Origin of the sequence: Pseudomonas fluorescens (genome assembly GCF_001623525.1) — a bacterium.
GTDB classification, from domain to species: Bacteria; Pseudomonadota; Gammaproteobacteria; order Pseudomonadales; family Pseudomonadaceae; genus Aquipseudomonas; species Aquipseudomonas fluorescens_Q.
In genome coordinates this window covers 5,038,035-5,055,436 of sequence record NZ_CP015225.1, presented here as the reverse complement: position 1 = coordinate 5,055,436, position 17,402 = coordinate 5,038,035, and the positions used below count along the sequence as shown (strand labels likewise).

The window sequence follows — 17,402 nt, the reverse complement described above, 5'->3', positions numbered from 1 at the left end:
GGGGGTGTTTGGTGCTTGCTCGAATCCAATCCTTTCCCACGTGGTATCTGAGTCATGGCCAAGCCTTCGTTTATCAATTTGTGGAAAGCGTATTCCGATCTGCTGGTGACCTACCCCGACGCGAAACCCTGTGATGGTCCGTGGGCAAACCAGTGCGCTATCCGCATGAGCATCACGCTCAATACAGAGCTGACCATCAAGGTCAACAAGTCCACCTACACCGAACCCAAGTGTGCACATGAGCACGCCAGGGGGGCCGAATCGCTGGCGAACTGGTTGTGGAAACATCACCTGGGCCGCCCGTTGATCCTCGGCGGAACTGCTGCGGACCGACGCAAGCTGCAAGACAAGACCGGCCTGATTTTCTTCAAGGATTGCTTCCAGCAATTGGGAGAGTCTTCGGACGGTCGCACCGGCGACCATATCGACCTCTGGAACCGTGGCCTGACCCTCGGGTATGACGATCCGGCCTATCGATCCAGGGCGATCTGGTTCTGGGAGCTTTTATGAACAAGGCTCGTTGCGCTGTATTGATTGGCTGCCTGTTTTCGAGCCTGACAGCCTGTGCCGGGCAGCAAGCGTCATCGGCGACTTCAACCGCAGCGGTGAATCAAGTCGTCGTGATGGGCGGGCAACAGTTGACGCTGGTCGATGACCAACAACGCTGCGCGCTACGCAAACCAGACCAGACGCTAATGCCACTCGACCTGCCATGGCCCTGCCAGTTCACGGTAGACAGACAAGGCAAGTCGCATGTCGAGACCTTTGGCAAGGTGCCTATTGTCATTGTTCTTCATTTCTCGACCGCGGCTCAGAACAGTCCGCAATGTCACTCCGAGTACCGCGCCATACGCCTGATCAATGGCCAACTCGAACCCTCGATAATCGCTCGCCACGCCAGCTGCATGGGTGGCACAGGTGACCAGAAGAATTACACGGGCCTTTTCACTTGGTAACCGAAATCGCCACCCGCGATCGCCTCCAACCCTCCCTATTGGACCGGTTGACCGACGACGATCCGACCAACCCCAAGGAAAGCGCCGACAAACGCGTGCTGTCCCTGACCCAATTGAAAGCGTCGGTGCTGCGTGACCTGGCGTGGCTGCTCAACACCACCTCATTGCTCGACGCCGATGCCACGCTGCACACCCCGGCGGGCACCTCGGTGGTGAATTTCGGCCTGCCGGCACTGGCCGGCAACAGCGCGTCGAACGTCGATGTCTCGGCCCTGGAAACGCTGATCCACCAGGCCATCGCCACGTTCGAGCCGCGAATCCTGCGCCACACCCTGCGCGTGCGCGCCCGGGCGACGGCCGAGATGAACCACAACGCCTTGAGTTTCGAGATCGAAGGCGATCTCTGGGCCCAGCCGGTGCCGCTGCGCCTGATGCTGCAAACCGACCTGGACCTGGAAACCGGCCATGTGCGCGTGGTCAACGCCGACCAGCGGAGACGCTCATGAACCCGCGCCTGCTGGAGCTGTACAACCAGGAACTGCACCACGTGCGCGAGAGCGCGGCGGAGTTCGCCAAGGAATACCCGAAGATCGCCAGTCGGCTGACCTTGTCCGGCATGGACTGCGCCGACCCCTATGTCGAGCGCCTGCTGGAAGGCTTCGCCTACCTGACGGCGCGGGTGCAGCTCAAGCTCGACGCCGAGTACCCGACCTTCACCCACAACCTGCTGGAAATCGCCTACCCGCATTACCTGGCGCCGACACCGTCGATGACCGTGGTGCAATTGCAGGCCGACCCGGACGAAGGCTCGCTGAGCAGTGGCTTCCCGCTGCCGCGCGATACGGTCCTGCGTGCCGCCCTGGGGCGTGAAACCCAGACCTGCTGCGAGTACCGCACCGCCCACGCGGTGACGTTGTGGCCGTTGCAGGTCAGCCAGGCCGAGTACTTCGGCAACCCCTCCGCCGTGCTCGGACGCCTGGCCGCCAGCGAGCCGAAAGCCAAGGCCGGCCTGCGCCTGACCCTGCGCACCGGCGCCGAACTGCCGTTCAACAGCCTGGCCCTGGACAACCTGCCGCTGTACTTGAGCGGTGCCGACGAACAGCCTTTCCGCCTCTACGAACAACTGCTGGGCAATGCCTGCGCGGTGTTCGCCCGCAAGCCTGGCGGCGACTGGGTGGAGCGGCTGCCACAGGATGCGTTGCGCTCGCGCGGCTTCGACGATGCCGACGCCGCGCTGCCGGTGGTGCCGCGAGCCTTCCAGGGCTATCGCCTGTTGCAGGAATACTTCGCCCTGCCCCACCGCTTCCTGTTTGTCGACTTCACCCAGTTGAGCCGCGCAGTCAAGCGTTGCGACGGCCAGGAACTGGAGCTGATCGTGCTGTTCGACCGGCACGATCCGAGCCTGGAAGGCAGCGTCGGCGCTTCGCAGTTCCTGCCGTTCTGCACCCCGGCCATCAACCTGTTCCCCAAGCGCCTGGATCGCATTCACTTGTCGGATCGGGTCAACGAACACCACGTGATCGCCGACCGTACCCGGCCGATGGATTTCGAAGTGCATTCGCTCAGCGGCCTCACCGGCCACGGCACCGGGCCAGAGCAACCGTTCCTGCCGTTCTACGCCGTACGCGATCCGTCCCGTTATGGCCGCGACCAGGCCTATTACACGGTGCGCCGCGAACCGCGTGTGCTGTCCAGCGACCAGCGGCGCAACGGCCCGCGCTCGACCTACATCGGCAGCGAAACCTTCGTCAGCCTGGTGGACAGCCAGCAGGCGCCTTATCGCCACGACCTGCGCCAGTTGGGCGTGACCGCGCTGTGCACCAACCGCGACCTGCCACTGTTCATGAGCGTGGGCAACGGCAAGACCGATTTCACCCTGGCCGACAGTGCACCGGTTGGCGCCGTGCGTTGCGTGGCAGGTCCCAGTCGCCCACGGGCCAGCCATGCCCACGATGCCAAGGCCTGGCGCCTGATCAGCCAGCTCTCGCTGAATTACCTGTCCCTCAGCGAACAAGGCCAAGGCGCCGCCGCCCTGCGCGAACTGCTGCGCCTGTATGGCGACAGCAACGACGCGGCGCTGCAATTGCAGATCGAAGGCCTGCGCGAAGTCAGCAGCAAAGCCTGCACCCGGCGCTTGCCGATGCCCGGCCCGATCGTGTTTGGTCGGGGCCTGGAGATCACCCTGGAATTCGATGAAAACGCGTTTCGCGGCACCGGGGTGTTCCTGCTCGGCGCCGTGTTCGAGCGCTTCCTGGCACGCTACGTGTCGATCAACAGTTTTACCGAGACGGTGATCCGTACCACCGAACGCGGCGAGATCATGCGATGGAAAGCCAAGCCCGGACGTCGTCCGACCCTGTGAGTACCCTGGACGCGATGCACCAGGAACCCTGGGAATACGACTTCTTCCAGGCGTTACGGCGCATCGAGTGCGAATCCCCCGAGCTGCCGCGCCTGGGCCATTCCCTGCGCCTGGCCGATGACCCGTTGCGCCTCGGCCAGCAGGCCGACTGCACCTTCGCCCCGGCCACCCTCGCCTCGGTACAACCGGGCGGCGACGGTACGCCGGCGCGCCTGGAGCAGTTCTTCTTCGGCCTCGGCGGGCCCAACGGCCCGATGCCGCTGCACATCACCGAGTACGTGCGCGAACGCCAGCGCAACAACGCCGACAGCACCAGCAAGCGCTTTCTCGACGTGTTCCACCATCGCCTGCTCAGCCTGTTTTATCGGGCCTGGGCCGAAGCGCGGCCGACCGTCAGCCACGATCGCCCGGACGATGACTATTGGTCGGCGCGCCTGGCCGCACTCAGCGGTCGGGGCATGCCGAGCCTGCTCAAACAAGGGCTGATCCCCGACACGGCGAAGCTGCACTACAGCGGCCACCTGTCGGCGCAAACCCGTTACCCGGACGGTTTGAAGGCGATTCTCAGCGAGTACTTCGGCCTGCCGGTGGAGATCGAAGAATACGTCGGCCAATGGCTGGAATTGCCCGAACGCAGCCGCGTCGGGGTCAGCGCTCATCAATTGGGCGTGGACTTCTGCCTGGGCCGCTTCGTGTGGGATCGCCAACACAAATTCCGCATTCGCCTGGGGCCACTCAAGCTCGTCGACTACATGGGCATGCTGCCTGGCAGCCAACCGTTCAACGAGCTGGTGGCCTGGGTCGCCGAATACCTGGGGCATGAATTGGACTGGGACCTGAACCTGGTCCTGGCACAGCCCGAAGTCCCGGCATTGCAACTCAATGGGCGTTTCCGCCTGGGTTTCAACACCTGGCTGGGCCGCCCCGAAACCGATGCCAACGATCTAATACTGGCCCGGCATTACGCCGAACAGGCCAACACCTCACAGACCTCAAGGAGCCATGAGCATGGGTGAAATCAGTCGCGCCGCGTTGTTCGGCAAACTCAACAGCGTGGCCTACAAAGCCATCGAAGCCGCCACCGTGTTCTGCAAGTTGCGCGGTAACCCTTATGTGGAATTGGCCCACTGGTTTCACCAGTTGTTGCAACTGCAGGACTCGGACCTGCACCGCATCATCCGCCAGTTCAACATCGAGCCGGCGCGCCTGGCCCGTGACCTCACCGAAGCCCTCGACCGTCTGCCACGGGGGTCGACGTCCATCACCGACCTGTCGTCCCACGTCGAAGAAGCCGTGGAACGCGGCTGGGTCTACGGCAGCCTGATGTTCGGCGAAAGCCAGGTGCGCACCGGTTACCTGGTGCTGGGCATCCTCAAGACGCCGAGCCTGCGCCACGCGCTGCTAGGTTTGTCGTCGGAGTTCGACAAGGTCAAGGTCGAGGCCCTGAGCGAACGCTTTGATGAATACGTCGGCGACTCGCCGGAAAACGCCCTGACCGCCAGCGACGGTTTCAATGCCGGTGCCGTACCGGGCGAAGCCAGCGGCGCCATGGCCCCCAGCGCCATGGGCAAACAGGAAGCCCTCAAGCGCTTCACCGTCGACCTCACCGAGCAGGCCCGCAGCGGCAAGCTCGACCCGATCGTCGGCCGTGACGAAGAGATCCGCCAACTGGTGGACATCCTCATGCGCCGCCGGCAGAACAACCCGATCCTTACCGGTGAAGCCGGCGTGGGCAAGACCGCCGTGGTCGAAGGCTTCGCCCTGCGCATCGTCGCCGGCGACGTACCGCCGGCCCTCAAGGACGTGGAACTGCGCAGCCTCGACGTGGGCCTGTTGCAGGCCGGCGCGAGCATGAAAGGCGAGTTCGAACAGCGCCTGCGCCAGGTCATCGAAGACGTCCAGGCCTCGCCCAAGCCGATCATCCTGTTCATCGACGAAGCCCACACCCTGGTGGGTGCCGGTGGCGCCGCCGGCACGGGCGACGCGGCCAACCTGCTCAAGCCGGCGTTGGCCCGTGGCACCTTGCGTACCGTGGCGGCCACGACCTGGGCCGAGTACAAGAAGCACATCGAGAAAGACCCGGCCCTGACCCGGCGTTTCCAAGTGGTGCAAGTGGCCGAGCCGTCGGAAGACAAGGCCCTGCTGATGATGCGCGGCGTGGCCTCGACCATGGAAAAACACCACCAGGTGCAGATCCTCGACGAAGCCCTGGAAGCCTCGGTCAAGCTGTCCCACCGCTACATTCCCGCGCGCCAGCTGCCGGACAAATCCGTGAGCCTGCTGGACACCGCGTGTGCCCGCGTCGCCATCAGCCTGCACGCCGTGCCGGCCGAAGTGGACGACAGCCGTCGGCGCATCGAAGCGCTGGAAACCGAGCTGCAAATCATCGCCCGTGAGCACGCGATTGGCGTGGTTATCGGCAGCCGCCAGACCCAGACCGAAAGCCTGCTGAGCGCCGAGCGCGAACGCCTGGCCGAGCTGGAAAGCCGCTGGGCCGAAGAGAAAACCCTGGTGGACGAGCTGCTCGCCACCCGCGCCACCTTGCGCGAACGCGTCGGCGTGGTGGACAGCGAAGACGCCAGCGAAGCTGCCGACAACGAAAGCCACGCCCTGCGCGAGAAACTGGTGGACCTGCAACAGCGCCTGACCGCCCTGCAAGGCGAAACCCCGCTGATCCTGCCCACCGTGGATTACCAGGCCGTGGCCTCGGTGGTCGCCGACTGGACCGGTATCCCGGTGGGCCGCATGGCCCGCAACGAACTGGAAACCGTGCTCAACCTCGACCAGCACCTGAAAAAACGCATCATCGGCCAGGACCATGCCTTGCAGATGATCGCCAAGCGCATCCAGACCTCCCGCGCCGGCCTCGACAACCCGAGCAAGCCGATTGGCGTGTTCATGCTCGCCGGCACCTCCGGCGTGGGCAAGACCGAAACCGCCCTGGCCCTGGCCGAAGCCATGTACGGCGGCGAACAGAACGTCATCACCATCAACATGAGCGAGTTCCAGGAAGCCCACACCGTGTCCACCCTCAAGGGGGCGCCACCGGGTTACATCGGCTACGGCGAAGGCGGCGTGTTGACCGAAGCCGTGCGGCGCAAACCGTACAGCGTGGTGCTGCTGGACGAGGTGGAAAAAGCTCACCCGGACGTGCATGAAATCTTCTTCCAGGTGTTCGACAAAGGCGTGATGGAGGACGGCGAAGGCCGGGTGATCGACTTCAAGAACACCTTGATCCTGCTGACCACCAACGCCGGTACCGAGTTGATTGCCGACGTCTGCAAAGACCCGCAGAACGTGCCCGAGCCGGAAGAAATCGCCAAGGCCCTGCGCCAACCGCTGCTGGAGATTTTCCCGCCGGCCCTGCTCGGTCGCCTGGTGACGATCCCGTACTATCCGCTCAGCGACGAGATGCTCAAGGCCATCACCCGCCTGCAACTCAACCGCATCAAGAAGCGCGTGGAGAGCACCCACAAAGTCGCCTTCGACTACGACGACGCGGTGATCGACCTGATCGTCTCGCGTTGCACCGAGACCGAAAGCGGCGGGCGCATGATCGACACCATCCTGACCAACAGCCTGCTGCCGGACATGAGCCGCGAGTTCCTGACCCGCATGCTCGAAGGCAAGGCCTTGGCCGGGGTGCGGATCAACGCGGTGGACAACGAACTGCAATACGATTTCAGCGACGCGGCCTGACGGTAAGGAACACTGCAAAACCCTGTGGGAGCGAGCTTGCTCGCGATAGCGCAGTCACATTCAACATCCATGTTGACTGACATACCGCCATCGCGAGCAAGCTCGCTCCCACAGTTGTTCCAATCAGCAGCGCAGCCATTATCACAATGAGATAACCGATGTTATTCAACCAAGCCTCACGCCTGGCCAAGATCACCAGCCCCCTGGGACCCGAGGTGCTGTTGCTCAAGGACATGGGCGGCGGTGAAGAATTGGGGCGGCTGTTCAACTACGAGTTGCAGTTGCACTCGCTGGACAATGCCATCGACCTCAACCAACTGCTCGGCAAGCCCATGTGCGTGAGCCTGCAGCTCGATGGCGGTGGCGAGCGCTACTTCCATGGCATCGTCGCCCGTTGCAGCCAGAACGTCGACCAGGGCCAGTTCGCCAGTTACCAGGCGACGTTGCGGCCGTGGTTGTGGCTGCTGACCCGCACTTCCGATTGCCGGATTTTCCAGAACCTGACCATCCCGCAGATCATCAAGCAGGTGTTCCGCGACCTGGGCTTTTCCGATTTCGAAGACGCCTTGAGCCAGACGTATCGCGAGTGGGAATACTGCGTGCAGTATCGCGAGACCAGTTTCGACTTTGTCAGCCGCTTGATGGAGCAGGAAGGCATCTACTACTTCTTCCGCCATGAACAGGGCCGGCATGTGCTGGTGCTGGCCGACGCCTACGGCGCCCACACCAAGGCGCCCGGCTACGGCTCGGTGCCCTACTACCCAAAGAACGAGCAGCAGCGCGAGCGGGATCATATTCACGACTGGCACCTGGCCCAGGAAGTCCAGCCGGGCTCGCTGGAACTCAACGACTACGATTTCCAGCGCCCGAGTGCGCGCATCGACGTGCGTGCGGCCATGCCTCGCCCCCACGCGGCCGGCGACTATCCGCTCTACGACTACCCCGGCACCTATGTGCAGAGCCAGGACGGCGAGCACTACGCTCGCACCCGCATCGAAGCCTTGCAGACTCAGCACGAACAGGTCGAGTTATCGGGTAACGCTCGTGGCCTGGGCTCGGGGCATCTGTTCAGCCTCACCGGCTTCAGCCGCCAGGACCAGAACCGCGAATACCTGATCGTCGGCGCCCGCTATTACATTTCCCAGGAAAGCGGCGAGACCGGCGGCGGCGCGCCGTCGGCCCAGTTCGAAAGCAGCCTGACCTGCATCGACGCCCAGCAAAGTTACCGTCCGCTACCGATCACCCACCGCCCCATCGTCAAGGGCCCGCAAACCGCGTTGGTCGTGGGTCCCAAGGGCGAGGAAATCTGGACCGATCAGTTCGGCCGGGTGAAGGTGCATTTCTACTGGGACCGGCACGACCAGTCCAACGAAAACAGCTCATGCTGGATTCGTGTGTCGCAGGCCTGGGCCGGCAAGAATTGGGGCTCGGTGCAGATCCCGCGCATCGGCCAGGAAGTGATCGTCAGCTTCCTGGAAGGCGACCCGGACCGGCCCATCGTCACGGGTCGCGTGTATAACGCCGAACAGACCGTGCCCTATGCGTTGCCCGCCAACGCCACTCAGAGCGGCACCAAAAGCCGTTCGAGCAAGGGTGGCACGCCAGCGAATTTCAACGAAATCCGCATGGAAGACAAGAAAGGCGCCGAGCAGCTGTACATCCATGCCGAGCGCAACCAGGACATCGTGGTCGAGGTGGATGAAAGCCATTCGGTGGGCCATGACCGCAACAAAAGCATCGGCCACAACGAAACCGTACGGATTGGCCAAGACCGACTGCGGGCCGTGCAGCGCAACGACGCATTGCTTGTCGGGGGAGCCAAGAGCGACAGCATCAGTACCCAGTACCTCGTGGAGGCGGGTTCGCAGATTCGACTGGTGTGCGGCAAAAGCGTGCTGGAGTTCAATGCCAGTGGCGAGATTAATATCTCGGGCACCGCGTTCAATATCTACGCCAGTGGCAACGGCAACATCGACACCGGCGGCCGCTTGGACCTCAACTCCGGTGGCGCAAGCGAAGTGGATGCCAAGGGCAAGGGCATCAAGGGTGTGATCGACGCGGCGGTGAAAGCTTTTTTCCCGGCAAAGGCCAAGCACTGAGGTTCATGGCCGGAATAACCGTGGCGAGGGAGCTTGCTCCCGCTGGGCTGCGTAGCCGCCCCTTTTTGTGAGCGCTTCGCACTCAAGCGGGAGCAAGCTCCCTCGCCACGGGTTCATCGTTACCACCCACGCAGAACCTGTGTGCCCGGTGGACCCAGGCATCTTGAAGTTTCACTCGTTCGTAAGCCGGTATTGACCGGGCTGCGTCCACGCGACGCGCAAGTACTTGCCGCTCAGCAATTGCTCGTCACGAAGATATTCAAAAACTTCGGAGGGGCACCATTCCTTGCCCGCCGAAAAGGCCACGCCCAATGAACGGAGTGCATCGAATACCTTTGCCTTCTGCGTGTTGTCCGCGACCTGCAAAACGTAGATATCTTTCTCTGCCGCATTCGAAAACCCGATAACGCGCAGGGGTGAGTCCAGCGCTTTATCGATGATTCGAACATGGATCAAATCACCGTCCGCTGTTGCCACATAGGCCCTCAGCACATCATTAACCACTCAGAGATTAGCCGGTACGAAGTCAGGGCCGCCCAGCTTATCCCGAACGACAAGGGCGGTCCGCATCAACGGCCCCCACAGACCGTTCTGGCTGTTCCAGCTGCCACCCGCCCACCGCGTGTCCTGGACAAGCTCAGCCTTGTTGAGCTCAAGCTGCCGCTGGAGGGCCAGCGCCACGGCGCCCATATCAACCTCGAACAAGTCGGCATAAAGCCCCTCGGGTTGTGCCTGTTTTTTGCTCAGGCAAAACCGGTAGTACCAGACCCACGACGCCGCAACATAAATTGCCCGATTACGATCAGGGTAGGTCGCGAGAATCTTGAGCAAAGCCGTCACCCAGCGCACAGGGAACTGGGGATCGCGAGTCTGTTGCCAATAACGCAGCACCAGCAAATCGAAAGCCGCAACGATGTTCTGCGGTTCCTCATAATCATTCTTGGCTTCTTGAAAGTAGAACGGCTCGCCTACGAGGAATTTATCCAGCTCGTCATTGGCCAGGGCCAGCAGCAATACATTATCTAGGTTGGCACTCATTGAATTCTCACTACATCCGGGTTCGCGAGCAGGAAATTGATGTCGTTATTGTGTGGGATGGCCACCTTATCCAATACCGCTTCACGCATACCGCCGGGATGGGTCAGGCCGCCAGGGCGCCATAACGGGTTCGCTCCGCGCTCGTTACCGGAGGGCATGACAACCTTGGGATTGTCCAGGTTCATCATGTAAATCTCCTTGCCGGTGAAGCTGCCCGGTTCATAACCCAAAGCGGTCTCCAGAATGGAAAGATCGCCGGTTTTCTTAAACTCGGCGACCACACCGTGCAGGTCTGACTTGGCCATGACGTACTTAGTGTCGCTAAAGGTTCCATACATGGGGTTGGCAATGTCATCGGGGGTAAACAGAAACGCACCGCCTTCATCCTGAAAGACTTTGAGGTGCTTGTCGATATAGGAGGCCTCAAGGTAATCGGCAGGATTGGGCCGGCTTAACTTGGGTATCGCAGCGATATCCTCTGACGTGTAGCCCGGTTTGAAGCTCACCGAGCGCGGCTTGGGCGCCGTACCGATTTTCGCCATTTTCGGGCCCAGGCCCAGAAGCGCCATTCCCGCGACGCCCTGCAGCAGATCCCGGTAACCCGGCCCCAAGCGATCCCCCAGATCCCCCAGCAACGCCATGCCAGCCATCATCGTGCCGCCGATCACCACAAAACCGACCAGAGCGGCCACGCCAGCCATGGCCGCGAGAATCGCTGCGCCCCCCATGGCCAACATTCCCAACGCTTCCAGCCCGGTATGCATCCAGCCTTCAAGATCCAGGACAAACGCCACCGACACCGTCGGCCCACCGATGAACGTATTCGGGCTGCCGCTCTTGATGTGGGCACCGCAGACCATTTTGCTGTGCAAGCGCGCCGCCGGCTTGCCGTTGATGAACACCGTGGCGCTGCCTTCGGCGATCAGCACCGGGAAGGGCCAGATCGGATGGTTCATCGGCAGCCCGGTGCAGGAAGATGAAGTGTCTTCGCCCGCCCGCATGGCATTGCGGCTGTTGATGTAGACGTTGAAGCTGCCCATTATCAACGCCCCCGTGGTGGGCTCGGGCAGGTTGAAGATGGTCGACAGGCCTTTGACGATCTGGAACATCGACAAGCCGCCGGCCGCAATCGAGCCGGCCATGATCGCCAGCGCCACGCCGCCCGTGGCAACCGTCGCGGCTACGACCGCGGCGCCGATCAAGGCACCGGCCACGGCACCGGCGACCATCGCAGCCAACCCGAAGCCATGGGCTATTTCATCACCCAGACGTGCTGCAGCCTGTGCATCCATTGCGAAAATCCAACTTACTGGTTGTATGACTGCACAGGAGAGTTATCGATGACCAGAGATCGCTGGGCACGGTCAGAGCGAACGCAGCGCCGGTCTTGCCGCGTTGTCCTTCAACGAGCAGACGGCGGCGACATGATTCATTGCTCTTGCAGGTAACGCAATGCCCGATGATATTTCGCGGCGCGTTCCAGGTCCTTGTCTCGCACGACGGGCAGCCGAGTGAGGTCAAGATTGTCGTGGATGTCCGCTATTTTCACTTTGGTCGCCAGTGGATTGGGACGAATCCGGGCGATGAATTGTTCATAGGACTCGCCCTTGCGCTTGGTCAAGCAGTCGATAGCCGTCACCACAACCTCGGGAATGCCAAGCCCGCGCAGCTCATCCAGCGTGACATCGCCGTCTTCGACCACATCATGCAACAGGCTGACCAGTTGCTCTTCAAGCCCGTCGAACTTCATCATCAGGCGCAACGGGTGGAGGATATAGGGCTTGCCGGCCTTATCCACCTGGCCCGCGTGGCCCCTTGAAGCCAGGGCGATTGCAGCGTCCAGAATGCTCATTGGCGATCAAAGCCCTTCGCGTATTGTTCTTTGGAAATCTCGCGACCATACAAGACGGCGTCGTTGTACAGCCTATTGTCCGCGGGAACCGATTGTTCGCTTTCGGCAGCACCGTAAAACTTCCTGAATACGGTCCCGGTGCGAGGGTCCCAACGGAAGGTGACCGCTTCGTAGTCGTAGTCCAGGAACACATCCCGACTGGCGAAGGCACTCAATTCAATTCCCACCGTTCCCCCTGCCCTTCGACGATCAGATGGCGGTGCCGCGGTTCGTTCCCGGTTGGACAATCAATAGCGCGTCCAGCTCACGCTTCCTGCAACGCGCCACAAAAGGCAGCGCCGCATCCGGGTCACGCTTGAACAGCTCGAAGGTCGCCTGATTGATTTCATAATATTCCTCGTAGTCGGCCATGCCGTTGCTCACCGGTATGGAGACATAGAATCGACCCGAATCCTGTTCGATACCTACGGAGAACATGTGTTCGCGACTGACCAGAACATCTTGAAATTTCATGACTTGCCTACCTCTACCGTCATAATGGCGTCCAACTGAAGTCTTTGGGCAAAATGCCCCCGGCATCGATGACCGCCTCGCTGGCACCGGTCGGCAGCTTGCCGCCAGGGATCCAGAATTCGTTGGCGCCGGCCTCGTTACCTGAAGGAATCCGCAGGTTCATGTCTTTAGGCGCGGGGATATCGACCCGCACCAGGGTACTACTTTCCAGGGTATTTTCTGGCAGCCCTAGCGCCTTCTCCAATGCGCGCTTGTCGCCCTTGGCATTGGCAATCAATTGATCGGCTTCAGCCTTGGGCATCAGGAACGTCGTGCCGTCGCGCTGGGCGATGCCGTACTTGTCCAGGTTGGCCTTGGTGGTGAAGCGCGAGGCACCGTTCTCGAACTGGGCCAAGTGTTCTTTCACATACTGCGGTGACAGGTACGTGTCGGCGTCAGGTCGCGACCCCTTCGGCATGGCCAGGATATCGGCCTCGGTCACGCCAGGCTTGTACTTGGGCGGCGGCAGTTCGGCAGGCTTGGCCGCCTTCGCCATCTTCGGACTCAGCCCCAGCATGGCCATGCCGGCGACCCCTTGCAGCAGGTCCCGATAGCCAGGCCCCAGGCGGTCACCTAAATCACCGAGAAGCTCCATACCCCCTACGATCAGCCCGCCCACCACCACGAACTCGACGAGCACGGCGATACCCGCCATGGCGGCCATGACCAGCGCAGCACCTGCCGCCAACAACCCCAACACTTCCAGCCCAGTGTGCATCCACCCTTCAAGATCCAGGACAAACGCCACCGACACCGTCGGCCCACCGATGAACGTATTCGGGCTGCCGCTCTTGATGTGGGCTCCGCAGACCATTTTGCTGTGCAAGCGCGCCGCCGGTTTGCCGTTGATGAAAACCGTGGCGCTGCCTTCGGCGATCAGCACCGGGAAGGGCCAGATCGGATGGTTCATCGGCAGCCCGGTGCAGGAAGATGAAGTGTCTTCACCCGCCCGCATGGCATTGCGGCTGTTGATGTAGACGTTGAAGCTGCCCATTATCAACGCCCCCGTGGTGGGCTCGGGCAGGTTGAAGATGGTGGACAGGCCTTTGACGATCTGGAACATCGACAAGCCGCCAGCCGCGATCGAGCCGGCCATGATCGCCAGGGCCACGCCGCCCGTGGCAACCGTCGCGGCAACGACCGCAGCGCCGATCAAGGCACCGGCCACGGCTCCGGCGACCATCGCGGCCAACCCGAACCCGTGGGCTATTTCGTCACCCAGACGTGCTGCAGCCTGCGCATCCATGATGTGTATGAGTACTCAGTGGGACGTATCGATGCTCAGATGATCGGAGGCTGTGGCTTGAACGAATGCATCGCCACCTTCCAGGCCGGCTCGTGATAGGCGAAATCGTTCGGTGTGGTGGTCAACGTGGTGATCACCACGGATGGCTTACGCTCGATGAACACCTGGCGCAGCATCAGGTCGCGCCCCTCGCGTTGCCAGGTGTAGTCCAGCAATGTAGCGGTGTGCCCATGCAGCACGGTGTCCCAGCGCTGAACCAGCTTGAAGCCCGGCAGTTGCTGCTCCGCGCTTTTGAGTTGGCGGTCCACGTACTCGGCAAAAGGAGCGTCGCCCTGAGTGGTATCGCGGCTGATGACGAAACTGGCTTCTTTAGCAGGACCGACTGCCGGCAGCTTGAAAATATTGATGCTCTGGTCCTGCCAGGTATCGGGGATTTCGAGATCGGCTTCTTGAATGCGGTAAGAGGTCACAGTAATCGCTTTCCATGGACGTGAGGTGACGCGCGAAGGAGCAGATATTCAAGTAATGCCTGGTAACAATCAAGAACCGGGTTCCTCTACCCCAAGCAACGAACTACATTATGCGATCAGCGTCACTACTCTGGCGATTTCATGCCCGTGCACGAGCTGTCAAAGGACGCGATCGCTTGATCTTCAACGTCAAAAGCCGGCAATCTTGCGCAGCGTCAAATGGACTGCGACAGCGATAAGGACAACCGATGCTATTCAACCAAGCCTCACGCCTTGCCAAGGTCACCAGCCCCCTCGGACCTGAGGTGCTGTTGCTCAAAGACATGGGCGGTGGCGAAGAGCTGGGGCGGCTGTTCAACTACGAGTTGCAGCTGCATTCGCTGGACAATGCCATCGACCTCAACCAGCTGCTCGGCAAGCCCATGTGCGTGAGCCTGCAGCTCGATGGCGGTGGCGAGCGCTACTTCCATGGCATCGTCGCCCGTTGCAGCCAGAACGTCGACCAGGGCCAGTTCGCCAGCTACCAAGCCACGCTTCGGCCGTGGCTGTGGCTGCTGACCCGCACTTCCGATTGCCGGATTTTCCAGAACCTCACCATCCCGCAGATCATCAAGCAGGTGTTCCGCGACCTGGGCTTTTCCGATTTCGAAGACGCCCTGAGCCGACCTTATCGCGAGTGGGAATACTGCGTGCAGTATCGCGAGACCAGTTTCGACTTTGTCAGCCGCTTGATGGAACAGGAAGGCATCTACTACTTCTTCCGCCATGAACAGGGCCGCCATGTGCTGGTGCTGGCTGACGCCTATGGCGCCCACACCACGGCCCCCGGCTACGGTTCGGTGCCGTACTACCCGAAGAACGAGCAGCAGCGCGAGCGCGACCACATCCACGACTGGCACCTGGCCCAGGAAGTCCAGCCCGGTTCGCTTGAGCTCAACGACTACGATTTCCAGCGTCCCAGCGCACGCATCGACGTGCGCTCGGCCATGCCACGCCCACACACGGCTGGCGACTATCCGCTGTACGACTACCCCGGCACTTACGTGCAAAGCACCGACGGCGAACACTACGCCCGCACCCGCATCGAAGCCTTGCAGAGCCTGCACGAACAGGTGGAACTGGCCGGCAACGCCCGGGGCCTGGGCTCGGGGCATCTGTTCAGCCTCACCGGCTTCAGCCGCCAGGACCAGAACCGCGAATACCTGATCGTCGGTGCCCGCTATTACATTTCCCAGGAGAGCGGTGAGACCGGTGGCGGCGCGCCGACCGCGCAGTTCGAAAGCAGCTTGACCTGCATCGACGCCCAGCAGAGTTATCGCCCACTGGCGACTACCCACCGCCCCATCGTCAAGGGCCCGCAAACCGCGTTGGTCGTGGGCCCCAAGGGCGAGGAAATCTGGACCGATCAGTTTGGCCGGGTGAAGGTGCATTTCTACTGGGACCGACACGACCAATCCAACGAAAACAGCTCGTGCTGGATTCGGGTGTCGCAATCCTGGGCCGGGAAAAACTGGGGCTCGATGCAGATCCCGCGCATCGGCCAGGAAGTGATCGTGAGCTTTCTCGAGGGCGACCCGGACCGGCCGATCATCACCGGTCGCGTTTACAACGCCGAACAGACCGTGCCCTACGACCTGCCTGAAAACGCGACCCAGAGCGGCATGAAAAGCCGTTCGAGCAAGGGTGGCACGCCAGCGAATTTCAACGAAATCCGCATGGAAGACAAGAAAGGCGCCGAGCAGCTGTACATCCATGCCGAGCGCAACCAGGACATCGTGGTCGAGGTGGACGAAAGCCACTCGGTGGGCCATGACCGCAACAAGAGCATCGGCCACAACGAAACAGTGACCATCGGCAACAACCGCCTGCGCATCGTCAAGCAGGAGGACATCCTCTCCGTTGGCCAGCGCAAGACCGACAGCATCAGCCAGAGCTACGTCATCGAAGTGGGCGAGAACCTGCGCCTGGTGTGCGGTGAAAGCATCCTGGAGCTCAACGCCAGCGGCCAGATCAACCTGAGCGGCGTGCAGATCAGCTTCTACGCCAGCGGCGATGCCGAGTTCAACACTGGCGGCGTGCTGCACCTGAACAACGGCGGCGGCCCCGGTGCCACGCCGGACGGCCAGGGCGTCAAGGGCAGCATCGACGCCAACATCAGCGCCGCGTTCCCCAAGGGCTAACTTCGAGATTTATGCGCCATGACTTACCGCCTCAATGAATTCCAGCTCCAGCTGCCGCCCAGCGAGTTGCTGGACGCGACGATCAACATCCTCAAGTTCCCCGAGCTGGGCACCTCCTTGATCGTCAGTCGCAGCCTGCTGGCCGACGGCGAGACCCTGCAAAGCAACCTCGACGACCAGCTCAAGCGCCTGGAAAAACAGGTCCAGCAACTGCGCTGCCAACCGGGCGCCACCGTGCGCGTGGGCGCCCACCAGGAAGTCGAAGCCATTGAATTGCGCAGCCAGTTCAACAAGGGCAACGAAAAGGTCTTCCAATATCAGCTCGCACTGGTACTGCCCGGCACTCGCAAGATGCTTGCCTTGAGCTACGTGAAAGCCGAGAAGCTGGGTGATGCCGAGACGGCGCATTGGGCGACGATCAAGGGGTCGCTGGTGTTCGACACCCAACCCTGACCCTTGTGGGAGCGAGCTTGCTCGCGATAGCGGTGGGTCAGCTTGCATGGATGCCGGATAACGGTGATGCAGCCCCGGCAGCTGTCGACGTACAACCCTACCGGCAACACACTGATTCCTTTGGCAGGTTTCAACATGGGACTGGAAGACGAATACGTGGGCGATGACGGTTGGCGAAGTTTTGTACGCTTGTATGAAGAGGATTATCTCGATGACAACGCGCGTACGTTGGCCAAGGCCATGGATGAGCACCTTGATTTGGCCGTCGTGCTTTATGGTAAAAGAGGGCTCGAAGAAGGGTTGTGGTGGATGGAGCAAAAAGTGCCCGCGCTAGGTGATCTACGCCCCACCGATTGTCTCAAGAAACCAAAGCTGATCAAGCGCCTGAAAATGGCATTAATGAGCATGCCGTAACCCACAAGGACACCGGCGCAATGGAAGGCACCAAATTGCTTGAACCCACGATCATCCGCCACCCTACCCGCCTGAGCAACG

18 protein-coding genes are annotated in these 17,402 nt (G+C 61.5%); 10 read left to right on the top strand and 8 right to left on the bottom strand.

Translation table 11 applies throughout. The annotated features are described in order from the left end of the window. The first annotated feature begins 54 nt into the window (after positions 1 to 54). From TK06_RS21730 to TK06_RS21700, 7 genes are all read left to right on the top strand, one after another. Positions 55 to 510 carry a T6SS effector amidase Tae4 family protein gene (locus TK06_RS21730; RefSeq protein WP_063323772.1) on the top strand — a complete coding sequence of 152 codons (456 nt, stop codon included), beginning with the start codon at positions 55 to 57 and terminating at the stop codon, positions 508 to 510. Next, positions 507 to 956, top strand: a complete 450-nt coding sequence (locus TK06_RS21725; RefSeq protein WP_063323771.1) for a hypothetical protein — start codon at positions 507 to 509, stop codon at positions 954 to 956. Before TK06_RS21730 ends, TK06_RS21725 begins: the two co-directional genes overlap by 4 nt. Then, a complete protein-coding gene (gene tssE / locus TK06_RS21720) occupies positions 950 to 1,462 on the top strand; it encodes a type VI secretion system baseplate subunit TssE (RefSeq protein WP_058542707.1) in 513 nt (170 codons plus the stop codon). Before TK06_RS21725 ends, tssE begins: the two co-directional genes overlap by 7 nt. Next, positions 1,459 to 3,318 (top strand): type VI secretion system baseplate subunit TssF, encoded by a 1,860-nt coding sequence (tssF, locus tag TK06_RS21715; RefSeq protein WP_063323770.1) that lies wholly within the window; start codon positions 1,459 to 1,461, stop codon positions 3,316 to 3,318. The genes tssE and tssF overlap by 4 nt, the downstream gene beginning before the upstream one ends. Further along, positions 3,282 to 4,334, top strand: coding sequence for a type VI secretion system baseplate subunit TssG (tssG, locus tag TK06_RS21710; RefSeq protein WP_063323769.1), 1,053 nt, complete (start codon positions 3,282 to 3,284; stop codon positions 4,332 to 4,334). The genes tssF and tssG overlap by 37 nt, the downstream gene beginning before the upstream one ends. After that, positions 4,327 to 7,017, top strand: coding sequence for a type VI secretion system ATPase TssH (gene tssH, locus TK06_RS21705; RefSeq protein ID WP_063323768.1), 2,691 nt, complete (start codon positions 4,327 to 4,329; stop codon positions 7,015 to 7,017). Before tssG ends, tssH begins: the two co-directional genes overlap by 8 nt. A gap of 158 nt (positions 7,018 to 7,175) precedes the next feature. Continuing rightward, positions 7,176 to 9,116 (top strand): type VI secretion system tip protein VgrG, encoded by a 1,941-nt coding sequence (locus tag TK06_RS21700; RefSeq protein ID WP_063323767.1) that lies wholly within the window; start codon positions 7,176 to 7,178, stop codon positions 9,114 to 9,116. Between the two features lie 171 nt (positions 9,117 to 9,287). On the opposite strand, the gene TK06_RS21695 is transcribed toward TK06_RS21700, so the two are convergent. From TK06_RS21695 to TK06_RS21660, 8 genes are all read right to left on the bottom strand, one after another. After that, positions 9,288 to 9,608: a hypothetical protein gene (locus TK06_RS21695; protein ID WP_086936799.1), complete on the bottom strand. Its 321-nt coding sequence runs from the start codon at positions 9,606 to 9,608 to the stop codon at positions 9,288 to 9,290. Positions 9,609 to 9,620: 12 nt separating this feature from the next. After that, entirely contained in the window at positions 9,621 to 10,154 is a 534-nt protein-coding gene (locus TK06_RS21690; RefSeq protein WP_063323765.1) for a hypothetical protein, read from the bottom strand. Then, complete coding sequence (locus TK06_RS21685) at positions 10,151 to 11,446, bottom strand: PAAR domain-containing protein (RefSeq protein ID WP_063323764.1); 1,296 nt, start codon at positions 11,444 to 11,446, stop codon at positions 10,151 to 10,153. The genes TK06_RS21690 and TK06_RS21685 overlap by 4 nt, the downstream gene beginning before the upstream one ends. A gap of 137 nt (positions 11,447 to 11,583) precedes the next feature. Beyond that, entirely contained in the window at positions 11,584 to 12,006 is a 423-nt protein-coding gene (locus TK06_RS21680) for a hypothetical protein (protein ID WP_063323763.1), read from the bottom strand. Further along, entirely contained in the window at positions 12,003 to 12,221 is a 219-nt protein-coding gene (locus TK06_RS21675) for a hypothetical protein (protein WP_219737715.1), read from the bottom strand. The genes TK06_RS21680 and TK06_RS21675 overlap by 4 nt, the downstream gene beginning before the upstream one ends. A 34-nt stretch (positions 12,222 to 12,255) precedes the next feature. After that, positions 12,256 to 12,519, bottom strand: coding sequence for a hypothetical protein (locus TK06_RS21670; RefSeq protein ID WP_063323761.1), 264 nt, complete (start codon positions 12,517 to 12,519; stop codon positions 12,256 to 12,258). Positions 12,520 to 12,538: 19 nt separating this feature from the next. Continuing rightward, the gene (locus tag TK06_RS21665) at positions 12,539 to 13,804 is read right to left on the bottom strand and encodes a PAAR domain-containing protein (RefSeq protein WP_063323760.1); all 1,266 of its coding nucleotides are present in this window, start codon (positions 13,802 to 13,804) and stop codon (positions 12,539 to 12,541) included. Positions 13,805 to 13,839: 35 nt separating this feature from the next. Further along, complete coding sequence (locus TK06_RS21660; protein WP_063323759.1) at positions 13,840 to 14,274, bottom strand: DcrB-related protein; 435 nt, start codon at positions 14,272 to 14,274, stop codon at positions 13,840 to 13,842. Between the two features lie 248 nt (positions 14,275 to 14,522). Here TK06_RS21660 and tssI point away from each other — a divergent pair, with 248 nt between their 5' ends. The 3 genes from tssI (at position 14,523) to TK06_RS21645 (ending at position 17,321) form a co-directional block, all read left to right on the top strand. Beyond that, a complete protein-coding gene (gene tssI / locus TK06_RS21655; protein WP_063323758.1) occupies positions 14,523 to 16,454 on the top strand; it encodes a type VI secretion system tip protein TssI/VgrG in 1,932 nt (643 codons plus the stop codon). 18 nt (positions 16,455 to 16,472) lie between these two features. After that, positions 16,473 to 16,907 (top strand): DcrB-related protein, encoded by a 435-nt coding sequence (locus TK06_RS21650; RefSeq protein ID WP_063323757.1) that lies wholly within the window; start codon positions 16,473 to 16,475, stop codon positions 16,905 to 16,907. Between the two features lie 66 nt (positions 16,908 to 16,973). Continuing rightward, a complete protein-coding gene (locus TK06_RS21645; RefSeq protein WP_238992561.1) occupies positions 16,974 to 17,321 on the top strand; it encodes a hypothetical protein in 348 nt (115 codons plus the stop codon). Positions 17,322 to 17,402 lie beyond the last annotated feature (81 nt).

Excerpts from the sequence above, each read along its gene's own strand:
- TK06_RS21725 (WP_063323771.1), top strand. The coding sequence starts at position 507 with ATGAACAAGGCTCGTTGCGCTGTATTGATTGGCTGCCTGTTTTCGAGC.
- TK06_RS21730 (WP_063323772.1), top strand. The coding sequence starts at position 55 with ATGGCCAAGCCTTCGTTTATCAATTTGTGGAAAGCGTATTCCGATCTG.
- TK06_RS21645 (WP_238992561.1), top strand. The coding sequence starts at position 16,974 with ATGCAGCCCCGGCAGCTGTCGACGTACAACCCTACCGGCAACACACTG.
- TK06_RS21700 (WP_063323767.1), top strand. The coding sequence starts at position 7,176 with ATGTTATTCAACCAAGCCTCACGCCTGGCCAAGATCACCAGCCCCCTG.
- TK06_RS21680 (WP_063323763.1), bottom strand. The coding sequence starts at position 12,006 with ATGAGCATTCTGGACGCTGCAATCGCCCTGGCTTCAAGGGGCCACGCG.
- TK06_RS21665 (WP_063323760.1), bottom strand. The coding sequence starts at position 13,804 with ATGGATGCGCAGGCTGCAGCACGTCTGGGTGACGAAATAGCCCACGGG.
- tssF (WP_063323770.1), top strand. The coding sequence starts at position 1,459 with ATGAACCCGCGCCTGCTGGAGCTGTACAACCAGGAACTGCACCACGTG.
- tssH (WP_063323768.1), top strand. The coding sequence starts at position 4,327 with ATGGGTGAAATCAGTCGCGCCGCGTTGTTCGGCAAACTCAACAGCGTG.
- tssG (WP_063323769.1), top strand. The coding sequence starts at position 3,282 with ATGGAAAGCCAAGCCCGGACGTCGTCCGACCCTGTGAGTACCCTGGAC.
- tssI (WP_063323758.1), top strand. The coding sequence starts at position 14,523 with ATGCTATTCAACCAAGCCTCACGCCTTGCCAAGGTCACCAGCCCCCTC.
- TK06_RS21670 (WP_063323761.1), bottom strand. The coding sequence starts at position 12,519 with ATGAAATTTCAAGATGTTCTGGTCAGTCGCGAACACATGTTCTCCGTA.
- TK06_RS21690 (WP_063323765.1), bottom strand. The coding sequence starts at position 10,154 with ATGAGTGCCAACCTAGATAATGTATTGCTGCTGGCCCTGGCCAATGAC.
- TK06_RS21650 (WP_063323757.1), top strand. The coding sequence starts at position 16,473 with ATGACTTACCGCCTCAATGAATTCCAGCTCCAGCTGCCGCCCAGCGAG.
- TK06_RS21685 (WP_063323764.1), bottom strand. The coding sequence starts at position 11,446 with ATGGATGCACAGGCTGCAGCACGTCTGGGTGATGAAATAGCCCATGGC.